Genomic DNA, 14,964 nt, shown 5'->3' on the forward strand with positions numbered 1-14,964 from the left:
CGGCAAACATCTTTATAAAATGTTAACCTTCTTGAGCATATTCCCTCGTGAAAGCAGGAAAAGTTTCGAGGCGTGAAACATACGGAGCAGGAACCGATCGACACCACCATGATCCAGCCTCATGCTACTGCCAGTGCTATTGATGCCCATGTTGGCAAACGCATAAGACTACGCCGCACATTGCTGGGACTTTCTCAGGAAAAGCTGGGAGAAGCTTTGGGAATTACCTTCCAGAAAATCCAAAAATATGAACGCGGAGCAAACCGGGTAGGTGCTTCGCGATTGTATCATATTGCCTGTGTGCTGGATGTGCCGATCAGCTTCTTTTTTGATGATATGCACCCCGTCGGGGCTGTTTCCAACAAACATGCGCAGTTTTCGGAAACACGTAAAAGCTTTGACACAACATCAGACAAAAATGCGCCCGCAACCCCTGCAACAGATACAAAAAGCATTTTCAAAAAGCAGGAAACACTGGAACTGGTGCGTGCATATTACAGTATTCCAGATGCGCAAATGCGCCGAAAAATTCTTGAGCTTATGCTAACAATGAGCAACCCCAAATAAACAAAGGGCGGCCCTTAAAGCCGCCCTTTTTAATTGAGTGGATCAGAAGCTCTGATCGTCTCCGCCACCCCAGTCTCCACCGGCGTCTCCGGCATCTCCGCCCCAGTCAGAACTGTTCGCGTCAAAGTTGGGGTCTGCGCTGGTGCCAGCACCACCAAATGGATCTGCGCCGGCGGCTCCAGCGCCAGCTCCCGCATCACCATAGTAGTTGTTAATGGTTTCCGTGGGGGCTGCACCCCCGCCCCAACCTGCATCACCACCGGCTGCACCTGCATCATGGTGCCCGCTGAAAAGGCTGGTCAGCGCATTGGCGGCCATCATACCACCCGCAACACCTGTAGCTGTGGAAAGCGCACTGCCCAAAAAGCCCGAACCACCCTGAAACATGGAGGGGCGCATACCATAAGGCATGGGCTGCGGCTGATACTGCGGCGGCATGGGAGCTGCAGCAGGGCGACCACCCCAACCCGGAGGAGCTGCCGTTGGCTGCGGTTGCGGCTGCGCATTCTGCCCACCACCAAACAGGCCGCCAAAGAAACCACCAGATTTCTGCTGCCCGGCGCCCTGCTGCTGCTGTGCCTGTTGCAACGCCTGCTGAGCCTGCTGCAACTGGAACTGAAGCTGCTGAATACGGTTTTGCGCTTCTACCAGTGCGGCTTCCTGCACAACTGCCATCTGGGTAATGCGGTAACGCGCTTCCGGGTATTTCTGGAATTCCTGCGCAATAAACTGGTCTGCCTCCGGGTCAATCGGGGGCAGGTTGGGCCGCGTAGAGGGCACACTGGCAAAACCACCCTGTGGTGCACCGCTTACACGCGCAAAGAATTTTTCGATCAGATCGCGTTCGTCGTTATTCATCCCATACCTTCCCTGCCCTTTTGGGCCTAACACTGGCGGCTATAGCCTTTGTTTTTACGCCAACACTCTGTCCAAGATGTGGCGCGGATACAAGCCCGATGCAAGAAGCCCTGCGCAGGAAGAATTGCACCATGGCCTGCCTTCTCTTCCGGTTCGGCGCATGGGGCTGTATGGTGTGCCCGCACGCAGCATGTATGAGCTGCATTATAACGTAACCTACCGGAGTAGCACCCTGATCATGGACCCGGCGTCTCCCCGCCCCACTGAGCGGCCTCTTTCCTTTCAGGATCTTATCCTGACCCTTCACCAGTTCTGGTCCAAACAGGGATGCGCCATTCTCCAGCCCTATGATCAGGAAATAGGTGCGGGCACCCTTTCCCCCCACACCACCTTGCGCGCCCTTGGCAGCAAACCCTGGAAAGCGGCCTATGTGCAGCCCTGCCGCCGCCCGTCTGATGGCCGGTATGGGGAAAACCCAAACCGCTTGCAGCACTATTATCAGTATCAGGTTCTGCTCAAACCCACGCCGGAAGAAAGCCAGAAACTGCTACTGGACAGCTATCGCGCCATCGGGATTGACCCGGAACTGCACGATATCCGTTTTGTGGAAGATGACTGGGAAAACCCCACCATCGGTGCATGGGGCCTTGGCTGGGAAGTCTGGTGTGATGGTATGGAAGTCACGCAGTTTACGTATTTCCAGCAGGTTGGCGGTATTCCCGTAACCCTGCCCTCTACCGAGTTGACATACGGTCTGGAACGTCTGGCCATGTATGTGCAGGGCGTAGAGAACGTGTACGATCTGGATTACAACGGCGCGGGCCTGACCTACGGCGATGTTTTCCTGCGCGCCGAAAAAGACTATTCCCGCCATAATTTTGAACTGGCGAATACGGACCTGCTGTTCCAGCACTTTACAGATGCGGAAAAAGAAAGCGTGGCACTGGCAGAAGCCGGTGTGGCCCAGCCTGCATATGACCAGTGCTTAAAAGCCAGCCATCTGTTCAATCTGCTGGATGCGCGCGGCGTTATCAGCGTGAGCGAACGTGCCGCCTATATTGCCCGAGTGCGTAATCTGGCCAAGCTATGCTGTGAAACCTGGCTGGCTGGCGAGGACAAGTAAGATAATGCCCGAACTGCTGATAGAACTGTTCTCTGAAGAAATTCCGGCCCGCATGCAAAGTCAGGCAGGGGAAAACCTCCTGCGCTTGCTGACAGAAGCTCTGGCCCCTCTGCACCCGCAAAATGCCGTGGCGGCCACTGGCCCGCGCCGTATTGCCGCCAGCCTGAACATTGATGCCACCGTACCCGGCCGCACGGTTTCTGAACGTGGCCCACGTGAAGGCGCGCCAGACAAGGCGCTGGATGGCTTTACCCGCAAGCACGGCGTAACGCGTGATGCGCTCACGCTACAGAACGGCTTCTGGATTCTGGAGCGTGAAGAACCAGCCGTAAGCGCACAGGCCCATATTGCGGCTGTGCTGCCTGATCTGCTGCGGCGCTTCCCTTGGCCCAAATCCATGCGCTGGGGTGCTGGCAGCAGCTTTACATGGGTGCGCCCGCTGCGCCGCATTCTGTGCATTCTGGATGGTGAAACCGTGCCTTTCTCCCTCGCTCAGGGTGAAGATAACGGGCACAATCTGGTAGCTGCCAACCTTACAGAGGGCCATCGCTTCCTCAACCCCGGTGCTGTGGCTGTTTCCAGCGCTGCAGAATGGCGGAAAACCCTGCATGATCGCCATGTAATGGTGGATGCTGCAGAACGCCGCAAAACCATTACAGAAGGCCTGAACGCTCTGGCAGCCTCCGAAGGGTTGCAGATTGTGCCAGATGCCGGATTGGTGGACGAAGTGGCCGGGCTGGTGGAATGGCCTGTGCCGTTCCTTGGCCAGATTGATGCGCAGTTTATGGAACTGCCGGCTGAAGTGATGCAGGTTTCCATGCGCGTAAACCAGCGTTACTTTGCCCTGCGCAACAGCGATGGCACGGCCGCGCCGCGCTTTGCTTTTGTGGCCAACATTGTACCCGCAGATGATGGCACACTTATTGTCACCGGTAATGAACGCGTGCTGCGTGCCCGCTTTGCAGATGCCCGCCACTTCTGGGATCTGGACCGCAAGCAAACGCTGGCTTCCCGCCTGAAGGCGCTGGATTCCATCACCTTCCATGCCAGCTTGGGCTCTCAGGGTGATCGCACGCGCCGCATGGTGCGTCTGGCCGGTATTCTGGCCGACATGGTGGGCGCCCCCAAGGCCGATTGCGAACGCGCAGCCGAGCTGAGCAAAACCGACCTGACAACCGGCATGGTTGGAGAATTCCCCGAACTTCAGGGCGTGATGGGCGGTTACTACGCCAAGCATGACGGCGAAAGTGCTGCCGTGGCGCAGGCCATTAGCGAGCAATACACTCCGCGCGGCCCCGGTGATTCGGTGCCAACTGCTCCGGTTTCCGTTGTGCTGGGTCTGGCTGACCGCATTGATATGCTGGTGGCCTTCTTTGCTGCGGGTGAAAAACCTTCCGGTTCGGGAGATCCGTTCGGTCTGCGCCGCGCAGCCTTGGGTGTTATCCGCCTGATCCGTGAAAACAATCTGCGGCTTGATCTGGTGCGCCTGTTTGTTCTGGCAGCCGAAGCTCTGCCTGCTGATTTGCAGGATGCGCCTGATCTGGATCTGCTGCCTCAGTTCATTGCTGAACGTCTGCGCGTGCAGGTGCGCTCTGAAGGTGCGCGGCATGATTGTCTGGCCGCAATTTCCGTTGATAACTCCGATACTGACATTGTGCGCCTGCTGGCCCGTGCCCATGCCTTGCAGGACATGCTGGAAACGGAAGACGGCAAAAACCTGCTGGCCGCCACGCGCCGCGCCGCCAACATTCTGCGGATTGAAGACAAGAAAGACGGCCCGCACGAAGATACGCCAGACCCCGCCCTGTTCACGCAGGATGAGGAACGCGCCCTGTTTGACGCGCTGGAACGTGTGGAACCTGCCGTGGAAAAGGACTTTGCCGCCGAACGCTTTACCGATGCCATGCGTGAAGCCGCCAGCCTGCGCGAACCGCTGGATAAGTTCTTTGAAGTGGTAACGGTAAATGCCCCAGAACCAGAACTGCGGCTGAACCGCTTAAAGCTGCTTTCCCGCGTTGTGCGTATGATGCGGCTGATTGCAGATTTCAGCCAGATTGAGGGGTAATTACCCAGATAACCTTAACGTGGCTTGCTGCCTGTAAACGCGGCAAGCCACGGTAAATTCTGCCAGCAAAACCCCCATACAATGCGTTGCACGCAGGCGTGTAGCTGATACCCACAAAAAGCATAGTGTCTGCCCCAATACTCTTTTAGACAGACACGAACCTTTCTCCGGCAAACCAAAGCTGGAACAGGCTTTTCCAGTTTTTTGCATGGTAGAATAGAATGACGTCTTCCCGCTCTCTCACCCTTGGTGTGCTTAATGGTATGGGAAGCGGTGCGTTATGGGGCACTGTATTTATTGTTCCCCTGCTTCTGCATGATTTTACATCTCTGCAAATGACAGCCGGGCGTTACATTGTTTACGGCCTGATCTCTCTGGCCTTACTATTGCCCCGTTGGAATATTCTTAAAAACATTCTGGGAAAAGCCGAATGGATTGCGCTTATCCGCTTATCTATTCTGGGCAATGTTCTGTATTACATTCTGCTTTCCACCGCCATTACAACCGTAGGCGGCCCCGTAACCACGCTTATTATTGGTTTTTTACCCATTGCCGTGCTGATTATGGGCATACGGGCCGGTAGTAGCATCCGTGTCAAACAGATTGCTGCCCCCATGAGTCTCAGTATTATTGGCATTCTGCTGATTGTTTCGCGCAGTTTTACGGCTCATGCCACAGCCACTCCGACGCATTCAGTTGCTTTTTCCACCCAGATTATTGGATTGTTCTGCGCTGTAGGAGCCTTGGCATCTTGGACATTGTATGCCGTTGAAAACACACGTTGGCTGTTAAAAACCTCTACGGTGAGTGACCATGACTGGTCCCTGCTGACAGGCGTTGTAACTGGCGCACTAGCCCTTGTGCTGGTTATTCCCGCTTTTGTTTTTCATGCTGCGCCCCATGCTTGGCTAGATTGGGCACGTTTTTGGGGCGTATGTAGTGCTACGGCGCTTTTGGCTTCTGTAGTCGCCAACGGGTTATGGAACCGAGCCTCCCGCCTGCTGCCGCTCACACTTTCTGGACAGATGATTATTTTTGAAACGCTGTTTGCTCTGCTTTACAGCTTTGTATGGGCGCATCGCTGGCCAAGTATTGTAGAATTTTGCGCCATTATCTGCCTGATAACAGGTGTGCTGTGGTGCACGGCAGCCCACCGTACACCACACAACACATCTGAATAAAAGCTGAAATCAGGTTCGGGGTGTGCGGCCAAAAAAGAGGCTGATCACCAGCAGCACCACAAACACAAACAGCAGAATTTTCGCTATTTCTGTAAAGTTGCCTGCCGCGCCAGAAAACCCGAATATGGATGCCAGAAGGGCAAAAATTAGAAAAATCAGAACCCAGCGTAAAATAGCCATCTACTTTCTCCCTTCCGCCACACGTCAATACGTATGACTGTTAGTCACCTGTAGTAGAAAGACTAACGCACAAAAGCGGCAACAGTTTGCTGTTACCGCTTTGAGCTTACGTTGTACGCCTCTAGGGCGGCTTTAGTGTTCTTCTGCGCCGGGAATAATATCATAAGCTGGGCTACCGGCAGGTGGCCCGGGTGGCGGGGCATCACCTACCGCAATACCCACCATCTTTTCGGCTGATGCACCAATTTCTCGCGCATCAATGGCCGTGCCAAGTTCACCACTGCTGCCTGTGCCAACAGCATAGAGCATTTGGCCCGGTGTAAGCAGATTAGCCACGCGCGTAGCTTCACGCGGAGCAATGCAGATAACGGAGTGATCTTTCAAAATCACACCGGAAAGTTCCCCATTGGCATTGTAAAGCTGCTGCCAGATTTCGCCATGCAGCACCAAATCCGGGCCGGCAATCATTTCTGTAGAATGCACAGGCATGGCAATAAAGTTATCCTGCATGCCACGGCCACGCGGGCTGGTAATTCCAAATGCCCGAATAATAGGCAGTGTGCGGCCTTTTAACCCGCGGATGGAAATAGCATCCCCCGGTTTAACCAGCCCAGCCAATGCATGCGTTTGTTCAGGAGAAACAAAAACCTGCGTGCCATCTTCCAGCACCAGCCCAAACACACCCCCATGAGGAGAAGGCAGAAACTGCGCGACCTTACCGCTAAAGGAAGGCAAGCCAGAAAGATCATACACACCATCTGCCTGCTTTTCTGTGTGTGTCTGCCGAGCAGAAAATGACTCTGCCTTGGTGGCAGGCGTTTTATGTGCTGGCGCGGCTACAGCCACGGAAGACACGAATAAGGCAGCAGACAAAGAAAGCAGATAGCGCATAGTCCAACCGATTATGAAACGCCGCCCCCGCCCATATGTGCACGGGGGACAGCATTGCGTGAGATTCGTGGCCCTATTCTTTGCCACGAACTGTCATTCCCGCAAGAGCGGGAAAAGCGTGTCAGTGGCGGAAATGGCGCATACCAGTAAACACCATGGCAATACCGGCAGCATCTGCTGCGGCAATCACCTCGTTATCACGGATGGAACCACCGGGCTGGATAACCGCTGTGGCCCCAGCGGCAACAATGGTTTCCAGACCATCTGCAAACGGGAAGAACGCATCAGACGCAGCAACAGAACCCTGCGTAAGCGGCGTGTCCTGCCCGGCAGCCTTTGCGGCCTCACCACTTTTGGAAGCCGCAATACGCGCAGAATCCACACGGCTCATCTGGCCAGCGCCAATGCCTACCGTGGCGCCATCCTTGGCATACACAATAGCGTTGGACTTAACGTGCTTAGCCACACGGAATGCAAAGATCAGATCCTGCATTTCCTGTTCCGTAGGGGCGCGCTTTGTCACCACCTTCAGGCCTTCACGGCTGATCTGGCCGTTATCACGCGTTTGAGCCAGAAAACCACCGGCTACGGAACGCACCACAATGCCTTCTGCCGCAGGGTTAGGCAGGCCACCGGTTAGCAGCAGACGCAGGTTCTTTTTGCGGGACAGAAGCGCCTTGGCATCTTCTTCCGCATCGGGAGCCACAATCACTTCTGTAAAGATGGTGGAAATTTTTTCTGCCGTGGCAGCATCCAGCGTGCGGTTAAGGGCCACAATGCCCCCAAAGGCAGAAACCGGATCGCACCGCAGGGCCTGATCCCACGCAGCTGTCAGCGAAGGTGCAACAGCCACACCGCAGGGGTTGGCATGTTTTACAATTACAACGGCTGGGCTATCAAATTCGGCAACAGCCTCAAACGCAGCATCGGTATCATTGATGTTGTTGTAGGACAGAGACTTGCCCTGCACCTGCTGTGCCGTTGCCACGCCCGGGCGCACTGTGCCATCGCGATAGAAAGCAGCCTTCTGATGCGGGTTTTCACCGTAACGCAGAATTTCCGCACGCTGGCCAGCCATAATAAACCGTTCGGGGAAAGGCTGCTGAGCCTGCTTAGCAAACCATGCAGCAATAGCGGCATCATAAGCGGCAGTGCGGGCATACGCAGCACCCGCATAGGCACGGCGCATTTCCAGTGTGGTGCCACCATCGCCCAGCGCATCAATCAGCCCTTCATACTGGGCTGGGTCTGTCAGCACCACCACATGGGCGTGATTTTTGGCGGCTGCGCGAATAAGTGCCGGGCCGCCGATATCAATGTTTTCAATGCACGTGTCTGCATCTGCGCCAGAAGCAACCGTTTTTTCAAACGGATACAGATTCACAGCCACCAGATCGATCGGGCCAATGCCGTGTTCTTCCATCTGAGCCACGTGGGCTGGCAGATCACGCCGCCCCAGAATGCCGCCATGAATTTTGGGCACCAGTGTTTTTACCCGGCCATCCAGAATTTCGGGAAAGCCTGTGTAATCCGAAACTTCCGTAACAGGGATGCCCGCATCGCGCAGCGCCTTGGCAGACCCCCCGGTAGAAAGAATTTCCGCTCCCTGCGCTGCAAGAGCGCGGGCAAGGTCAAGCAGACCCGTTTTATCGGAAACAGAAACAAGGGCACGACGGATAGGCAGCGTCGTCTGGCTCATGGCGGACCTTTCGCATGGCAAAAACGTAATGCGGGCTGATGAACCCACATGCCACATGCAGACCATCAGCCGAGGGGTGAAAAACGACAAAACCCGCCTTAGCGGCGGGTAAATGTCCAGTACATAGGCTGGCGGCCAGCAGCAATGGCCTTGGCTTCATACCGTGTGGGGAACCAGCCTTCTGGCCGGGTTAAAACGGGTTCGGGCGCTTCAAAGTAATCCTGAACTGCCATAACTTCCTGCACCCATGCCTGATAGGTAGGATCATCACTGGCAACGCGCCATACGGCACCGGGCTTAAGCACACGTGCAGCCAGCGCCACATTTTGCGGATGCACAAAGCGCCGCTTGGCATGGCGAGCCTTGGGCCACGGATCTGGGAACATCAGGAACAACCTGTCCAGACACGCATCGGGCAGAACATTCAGCACTTGCCGGGCATCATCATCCCACAGCCGCAGCATTTCTGGCACAGGAGCCGTTGCTTCCTTTCCTACCGGCACAAGGCGGCTTAACAGGGAGCACAAACCGTTATGGAAAACTTCGGAGGCAATATACCCCACTTCGGGGTGTGCATTGGTTTGGGCAAGCACGTGCTCACCACCACCAAAGCCAACCTCAAACCAGATCTGTTCTGGCTTATGGCCAAAAACAGACGCCGGATCTGCCGCGCGTTCTAGCGGAAAGCGCATACGCGGCAGGGTTTCATCCAGCAGCCGTTCCTGACGGGGGCGCAACGGATGCCCACGCTGGCGACCGTACAGCCGCTCCGGCGGGGGTTTAACATCTGTTACCACAGGCTGACCATTTTCAGCCGAACCTTTAGCCTCCGCCATGAACAGAACGCCCTAAACTTAGCGGTTCAGCGCGCTACGCAGGGCATCAACCAGATCGGTCTGTTCCCACGTAAAGGTGTCCAGCTTTGCATCTGGCGTGCGGCCAAAGTGACCGTAAGCAGATGTGACAGCATAAATCGGACGGTTCAGGCGCAGGTGCTTACGGATACCACGCGGGGTGAGATCCATAACTTCACGCAGAATATCACCCAGACGGTTTTCATCCACGTCCTTGCCGGTTTCATCCAGATCCACATAAACGGACAGCGGATGAGACACGCCAATGGCGTAGGAAAGCTGAATGGTGCAACGGTCTGCCAGACCAGCGGCCACAACGTTTTTGGCCAGATAGCGGCAGGCATAAGCTGCGGAACGGTCAACCTTCGTGGGGTCCTTACCGGAGAATGCACCACCACCATGCGGAGCTGCACCACCATAGGTATCCACAATAATCTTACGGCCTGTCAGCCCGCAGTCACCATCTGGACCACCAATGACGAACACACCCGTAGGGTTGACGTAGAATTCTTTTTCCGGCGGCACCCAGCCTTCGGGCAGCACATTCTTAACCACTTGGCCCAGACGACCACGCAGTTCTTCCTGATTCACACCTTCATCATGCTGGGTGGAGATCACCACAGAGGTGGCACCAACCGGGCGGCCATTGACGTAGCGCAAGGTTACCTGGCTTTTGGCATCCGGCTGCAGGCCAGCCACAATCGGGTCACCCGCACGGCGCAGATCACGCATTTCATGCAGAATGCGGTGCGCGTAGTAAATGGGAGCCGGCATAAGGGTATCGGTTTCGTTCGAGGCATACCCGAACATGATCCCCTGATCGCCTGCGCCTTCATCTTTCTCGGCTGCGCTATCAACGCCTACCGCAATATCGGCAGACTGCGCATGCAGGTAATTGGCTGCTTCCGCACGGCGCCAGGAAAAACCTTCCTGATCATAACCGATATCTTTGACAGCTTCGCGCGCCAGTTCAATCAGCTTGTCCGATGTAACGGAAGATGGGCCACGTACTTCACCCGCAAGAATGATGCGGTTGGTGGTTACCAGCGTTTCACAGGCAACGCGGGCTTCCGGATCTGCCGCAAGATAAGCGTCCAGAACGGTATCGCTGATCCGGTCAGCAACTTTATCGGGATGGCCTTCGGAAACAGACTCCGAAGTAAACAGAAAATCGCCGTCTTTACGCATGATGGTGCCGTTTGCCCCACGCACTGTGAAAAAGGAAACAGAAGCCCGCCCTAAAAAAGGGGGACGAGGTCGTATGAAGGGATAGAAAGCAGCGGTCAAGAGTATTGACTAAACAGGCCAACCAGAATCGCCGTTTTCAGCCTTGCGCCCAACGCGGGGCGGACACTGCCCGCCCCTTTGTTCTGGCATTATAGCGGGGGCAGACCCAGCACATCTTCCATGCTGTAAAGACCGGGTTTGTGCCCTTTTACCCACTTGGCTGCACGCACCGCACCCGTGGCAAAAATGCGCCGATCAAACGCGCGGTGACCCAGAACAATCTGCTCATCGGCTGATGTGAACAATACTTCATGTTCGCCCACAATCTGCCCGCCACGTAAGGCTGCAAAGCCAATGGCCCCTTCCTTACGGGGGCCTGTATGGCCATCACGCCCGCTTTCACGCACGTCTGCCAGCTTTACACCACGCCCCTGTGCCACGGCCTCACCAATAGCCAAGGCCGTGCCAGATGGTGCATCCACTTTCTGCCGATGATGCATTTCCACAATTTCAGCATCGTAGGAGTCTGCTGGCAATACGCGGGCCATCATCTGCGCCAAACGCTGCACTAATGTGACGCCCGGAGAGTAATTGGCAGCATGCACCACAGCAATTTTTTCTGCTGCTTTGTTTACGGCTGACTGCTGCTCTGCTGAAAGGCCGGTTGTGCCCAGCACCCATGCCGCGCCCGCGGCAGCCAGAGCCTGCGCGTTCGGGATAACGGTATCAGCGTGGGTGAAATCAATCACCACATCGCTGTTGGCTGCAAGCTCGGCCATATCCTTAAACAGCGGCACACCTTGGGGCAGACCACTGGCTGCTTCCGGCTTACGTGTTGTGCCGCCAGAAAGGGTTGCCCCTGCGGCCTGCACTTCCTCCACTAACAAACGGCCCACGCGCCCCGTTATGCCTGCAATACCGATACGCATGAGCGCTTATTCCTTCCCTTCAAAAAAGTCCCGAACACGGCGGAAGAAGCCCGTATGTTCGGGGCTCTGCTTCACATCCTCACCGGCTTCTTTTTCAAATTCTTCCAACAGTTCACGCTGGCGCTTGCTGAGGTTTTGCGGCGTTTCCACCGTAACCTGAATGTACATATCGCCACGAGCGGTAGAGCGCAGAACCGAGAAGCCTTTGCCGCGCAGGCGGAAATGTGCACCGGTTTGCGTGCCAGCCGGAATTTTCACCTTGGTGCGGGAGCCATCAATAACAGGCACTTCAATTTCTGTACCCAAAGCAGCCTGCGCCATGCGCAACGGCACGCGGCAATAAATGTTGGCACCATCGCGCTGGAAAATACCATGTTCCGTAACGGAAACGTGGATATACAGATCACCCGGCGGCACACCGTTGCCCCCGGCCTCTCCTTCACCAGAAAGACGGATGCGGGTGCCATCTTCCACACCGGCAGGAATCTGCACTTCAACCGTGCGTTCCTTTTCCACTGTGCCTTCGCCGTGGCAAACCTTGCAGGGGTTTTTCACTACCTTGCCAGCACCATGACAGGTTGGGCATGGGCGTTCCACAACAAAGAAGCCCTGCTGCGCCCGCACCTTGCCTGCGCCGTGACAGCTTGGGCAGACTTCAACGCCAGATGCGCCATCATCAGAGCCGGTGCCGTGGCAGGCTTCGCACGCCACGCGGGTTATCACCCGCACATCTTTCTTTACGCCGCTGAAGGCTTCTTCCAGCGTGATTTCAACATGAGTCTGGATATCGTTGCCGGTGCGAGCACGGCCACCGCGGCGGCCACCCATCATGTCACCAAACATCTGTTCGAAAATATCGCCCAGACCACCGCCACCAAAGCCACCGCTAAAGTCAAACCCGCCGGGGCCAGGGCCACCGCCTTCAAACGCGGCATGGCCATACTGGTCATACGCAGCGCGCTTTTGTTCGTCCTTCAGGATATCGTAGGCTTGGTTGATTTCCTTAAACTTGGCTTCTGCTGCATCATCCCCCGGGTTCCGATCGGGATGATACTTCATGGCCAGCTTGCGATAGGATTTCTTGAGTTCATCGGCCGTGGCTGTTCGGGAAACTTCAAGAATTGCGTAGTAATCGAGCTGAGTGGCCATGGAAGTCCTCTTGTCGGGGGCTGCCTCTAAAGCATGAGCACAGCATGTGTCCGAAACAACAAAAAGCGCCCGCCTTACAATGAAGCGCGGACGCCAGAAATAAAGTAAAGGGTGACTATGTTTGTCACATAGTCACCCTTGTGCATAGCGTCCGATCAGGACTTCTTGGTGTCGTTCACGTCTTCAAAGTCGGCGTCAACGATTTCTTTTTCGTCCGGCTTTGCTGCTTCTGCTTCCGGAGCAGCTTCACCAGCCTGACCAGCCTTGTAAGCGGCTTCACCCACCTTCATGGCTGCCTGTGTCAGGCGTTCGGTTGCGCTTTTCAGAGCTTCTGCATCTGTGCCTTCCATAGCGGCCTTAACAGCAGCAATGGCGCTTTCAGCTTCGCTCTTTTCAGCGGCCGGAACCTTGTCACCAGCTTCGGTCAGAGACTTTTCAGTCTGATGCACCAGAGCTTCGGCATTGTTGCGCAGTTCTACCTGCTCACGCTTGGCTTTATCGGCTTCAGCGTTGGCTTCAGCGTCCTTCACCATCTTGTCGATATCGGTATCGGACAGACCACCAGAAGCCTGGATCTTGATCTGCTGTTCCTTACCGGTTGCCTTGTCCTTAGCAGACACGGACACAATGCCGTTGGCATCGATATCGAAAGTCACTTCAATCTGCGGCACACCACGCGGAGCTGCGGGAATACCGGTAAGGTCGAAGTTACCCAGCAGCTTGTTATCGGCTGCCATTTCGCGTTCGCCCTGATAGACCTTAATGGTCACAGCGCTCTGGTTATCTTCCGCCGTGGAGAACACCTGGCTCTTCTTGGTCGGAATGGTTGTGTTGCGGTCGATCAGACGGGTGAACACACCACCCAGCGTTTCAATACCCAGAGAAAGCGGCGTTACGTCCAGCAGCAAAACGTCTTTAACATCACCCTTCAGAACGGCACCCTGAATAGCCGCACCAATGGCCACAACTTCATCGGGGTTCACGTTACGGGCAGGGTCTTTACCAAAGAAGCCTTTAACCGTTTCGATAACCTTAGGCATACGGGTCATACCGCCAACCAGAATGACTTCGTCAATCTGAGAAGCAGACAGGCCAGCATCCTTCAGCGCTGCCTTACAGGGTTCCAGCGTACGCTGCACCAGATCGTCCACAAGGCTTTCCAGCTTGGCGCGGGTCAGCTTCAGAACAAGGTGTTTCGGGCCAGACGCATCAGCTGTGATGAACGGCAGGTTGATTTCTGTTTCCTTGGAAGAAGACAGTTCGATCTTGGCTTTTTCTGCTGCTTCTTTCAGACGCTGCAGAGCCAGCTTGTCAGACCGCAGATCAATACCCTGTTCGCGTTTGAACTCATCTGCCAGATAGCCGATGATGCGGTTATCAAAGTCTTCACCACCCAGGAACGTATCACCGTTGGTGGATTTCACTTCGATCACGCCATCGGAAATTTCCAGAACGGAAACGTCAAACGTGCCGCCACCAAGGTCATACACAGCCACGGTGCCGCCGCTTTTCTTTTCCAGCCCGTAAGCCAGAGCAGCTGCTGTGGGTTCGTTGATGATACGCAGCACTTCAAGGCCGGCAATCTTACCTGCATCCTTGGTGGCCTGACGCTGGGCATCGTTAAAGTAAGCCGGAACAGTGATAACGGCCTGAGAAACTTTTTCACCCAGATAGGATTCAGCCGTTTCCTTCATCTTGCCCAGAACGAAGGCGGAAATCTGTGAGGGGGCATATTTTTTGCCGCGCGCCTCAACCCATGCATCGCCGTTGTCACCTTGAACAATGGCGTAGGGCACCATTTCCTTGTCTTTCTGGACTGTCGGATCATCAAAACGACGACCGATCAGACGCTTAACAGCGTAGAAAGTGTTGGCCGGGTTGGTAACTGCCTGACGCTTTGCAGCCTGACCCACCAGCATTTCACCACCTTCGGTGAAAGCCACCATAGACGGGGTGGTACGTGCGCCTTCGCTGTTTTCGATAACCTTAGTTTCGTTACCTTCACGCACTGCAACGCAGGAGTTGGTCGTACCAAGGTCGATACCAATAACTTTACTCATTATATATTCCCTTTCAGCGACCCCATCTGGCCCGAAGCACCAGAAAAGGCCCTTGCTTTCATTTACCCGCCCGCTCTGCCCGTAACGGGGTAAAAGCAGGCCTGAATGATAAACCTGATGTATGGTGGCGTTTTCTCTTTTTCAAGAAGGGAAAACACCTTGGCAGGCAGGATTTTTTTAC

At 55.3% G+C, this 14,964-nt stretch carries 13 protein-coding genes; 4 read left to right on the top strand and 9 right to left on the bottom strand.

The features are described 5' to 3' along the window. Nucleotides 1–72: 72 nt before the first annotated feature. Complete coding sequence (locus APA10_RS03670) at nt 73–567, top strand: helix-turn-helix domain-containing protein (RefSeq protein ID WP_003629731.1); 495 nt, start codon at nt 73–75, stop codon at nt 565–567. A 42-nt stretch (nt 568–609) separates the two neighbouring features. Here the strand turns inward: APA10_RS03670 and APA10_RS03675 are convergent, their stop codons facing one another. After that, complete coding sequence (locus tag APA10_RS03675; protein ID WP_003629729.1) at nt 610–1,425, bottom strand: DUF2076 domain-containing protein; 816 nt, start codon at nt 1,423–1,425, stop codon at nt 610–612. 76 nt (nt 1,426–1,501) lie between these two features. Between APA10_RS03675 and APA10_RS03680 the strand changes: the two genes are divergently transcribed. The 3 genes from APA10_RS03680 (at nt 1,502) to APA10_RS03690 (ending at nt 5,794) form a co-directional block, all read left to right on the top strand. After that, nucleotides 1,502–2,548 (top strand): glycine--tRNA ligase subunit alpha, encoded by a 1,047-nt coding sequence (locus APA10_RS03680; RefSeq protein ID WP_003629728.1) that lies wholly within the window; start codon nt 1,502–1,504, stop codon nt 2,546–2,548. 4 nt (nt 2,549–2,552) lie between these two features. After that, nucleotides 2,553–4,613 carry a glycine--tRNA ligase subunit beta gene (glyS, locus tag APA10_RS03685; RefSeq protein ID WP_003629727.1) on the top strand — a complete coding sequence of 687 codons (2,061 nt, stop codon included), beginning with the start codon at nt 2,553–2,555 and terminating at the stop codon, nt 4,611–4,613. Nucleotides 4,614–4,834: 221 nt separating this feature from the next. After that, nucleotides 4,835–5,794, top strand: coding sequence for a DMT family transporter (locus tag APA10_RS03690; RefSeq protein ID WP_003629725.1), 960 nt, complete (start codon nt 4,835–4,837; stop codon nt 5,792–5,794). 9 nt (nt 5,795–5,803) lie between these two features. Here APA10_RS03690 and APA10_RS14420 read toward each other — a convergent pair whose 3' ends face one another. The 8 genes from APA10_RS14420 to dnaK all read right to left on the bottom strand — a co-directional run bounded on the left by APA10_RS14420 (nt 5,804) and on the right by dnaK (nt 14,783). Then, on the bottom strand, nt 5,804–5,974 hold the full coding sequence (locus APA10_RS14420; RefSeq protein ID WP_003623804.1) for a DUF1328 domain-containing protein: 171 nt from the start codon (nt 5,972–5,974) through the stop codon (nt 5,804–5,806). A 132-nt stretch (nt 5,975–6,106) separates the two neighbouring features. Then, the gene (locus APA10_RS03700) at nt 6,107–6,865 is read right to left on the bottom strand and encodes a hypothetical protein (RefSeq protein ID WP_003623806.1); all 759 of its coding nucleotides are present in this window, start codon (nt 6,863–6,865) and stop codon (nt 6,107–6,109) included. A 121-nt stretch (nt 6,866–6,986) separates the two neighbouring features. Continuing rightward, nucleotides 6,987–8,564 (bottom strand): bifunctional phosphoribosylaminoimidazolecarboxamide formyltransferase/IMP cyclohydrolase, encoded by a 1,578-nt coding sequence (gene purH, locus APA10_RS03705; protein WP_003629724.1) that lies wholly within the window; start codon nt 8,562–8,564, stop codon nt 6,987–6,989. A gap of 98 nt (nt 8,565–8,662) precedes the next feature. After that, the gene (gene trmB / locus APA10_RS03710) at nt 8,663–9,400 is read right to left on the bottom strand and encodes a tRNA (guanine(46)-N(7))-methyltransferase TrmB (RefSeq protein ID WP_003629723.1); all 738 of its coding nucleotides are present in this window, start codon (nt 9,398–9,400) and stop codon (nt 8,663–8,665) included. Nucleotides 9,401–9,418: 18 nt separating this feature from the next. Beyond that, nucleotides 9,419–10,606 carry a methionine adenosyltransferase gene (metK, locus tag APA10_RS03715; RefSeq protein ID WP_035362213.1) on the bottom strand — a complete coding sequence of 396 codons (1,188 nt, stop codon included), beginning with the start codon at nt 10,604–10,606 and terminating at the stop codon, nt 9,419–9,421. Nucleotides 10,607–10,794: 188 nt separating this feature from the next. Continuing rightward, nucleotides 10,795–11,574: a 4-hydroxy-tetrahydrodipicolinate reductase gene (dapB, locus tag APA10_RS03720; protein WP_003623816.1), complete on the bottom strand. Its 780-nt coding sequence runs from the start codon at nt 11,572–11,574 to the stop codon at nt 10,795–10,797. Nucleotides 11,575–11,580: 6 nt separating this feature from the next. Then, on the bottom strand, nt 11,581–12,723 hold the full coding sequence (gene dnaJ / locus APA10_RS03725; RefSeq protein ID WP_003629720.1) for a molecular chaperone DnaJ: 1,143 nt from the start codon (nt 12,721–12,723) through the stop codon (nt 11,581–11,583). Between the two features lie 155 nt (nt 12,724–12,878). Continuing rightward, a complete protein-coding gene (gene dnaK / locus APA10_RS03730) occupies nt 12,879–14,783 on the bottom strand; it encodes a molecular chaperone DnaK (RefSeq protein WP_003623819.1) in 1,905 nt (634 codons plus the stop codon). Nucleotides 14,784–14,964 lie beyond the last annotated feature (181 nt).

The organism is Acetobacter pasteurianus subsp. pasteurianus LMG 1262 = NBRC 106471 (assembly GCF_000285275.1).
Classification (GTDB): Bacteria; Pseudomonadota; Alphaproteobacteria; order Acetobacterales; family Acetobacteraceae; genus Acetobacter; species Acetobacter pasteurianus.

Coding starts and splice junctions, on each gene's coding strand:
- metK (WP_035362213.1), bottom strand. CDS start 10,606: ATGCGTAAAGACGGCGATTTTCTGTTTACTTCGGAGTCTGTTTCCGAA.
- dnaK (WP_003623819.1), bottom strand. CDS start 14,783: ATGAGTAAAGTTATTGGTATCGACCTTGGTACGACCAACTCCTGCGTT.
- glyS (WP_003629727.1), top strand. CDS start 2,553: ATGCCCGAACTGCTGATAGAACTGTTCTCTGAAGAAATTCCGGCCCGC.
- APA10_RS14420 (WP_003623804.1), bottom strand. CDS start 5,974: ATGGCTATTTTACGCTGGGTTCTGATTTTTCTAATTTTTGCCCTTCTG.
- APA10_RS03680 (WP_003629728.1), top strand. CDS start 1,502: ATGTGGCGCGGATACAAGCCCGATGCAAGAAGCCCTGCGCAGGAAGAA.
- trmB (WP_003629723.1), bottom strand. CDS start 9,400: ATGGCGGAGGCTAAAGGTTCGGCTGAAAATGGTCAGCCTGTGGTAACA.
- APA10_RS03690 (WP_003629725.1), top strand. CDS start 4,835: ATGACGTCTTCCCGCTCTCTCACCCTTGGTGTGCTTAATGGTATGGGA.
- dapB (WP_003623816.1), bottom strand. CDS start 11,574: ATGCGTATCGGTATTGCAGGCATAACGGGGCGCGTGGGCCGTTTGTTA.
- APA10_RS03675 (WP_003629729.1), bottom strand. CDS start 1,425: ATGAATAACGACGAACGCGATCTGATCGAAAAATTCTTTGCGCGTGTA.
- APA10_RS03700 (WP_003623806.1), bottom strand. CDS start 6,865: ATGCGCTATCTGCTTTCTTTGTCTGCTGCCTTATTCGTGTCTTCCGTG.
- purH (WP_003629724.1), bottom strand. CDS start 8,564: ATGAGCCAGACGACGCTGCCTATCCGTCGTGCCCTTGTTTCTGTTTCC.
- dnaJ (WP_003629720.1), bottom strand. CDS start 12,723: ATGGCCACTCAGCTCGATTACTACGCAATTCTTGAAGTTTCCCGAACA.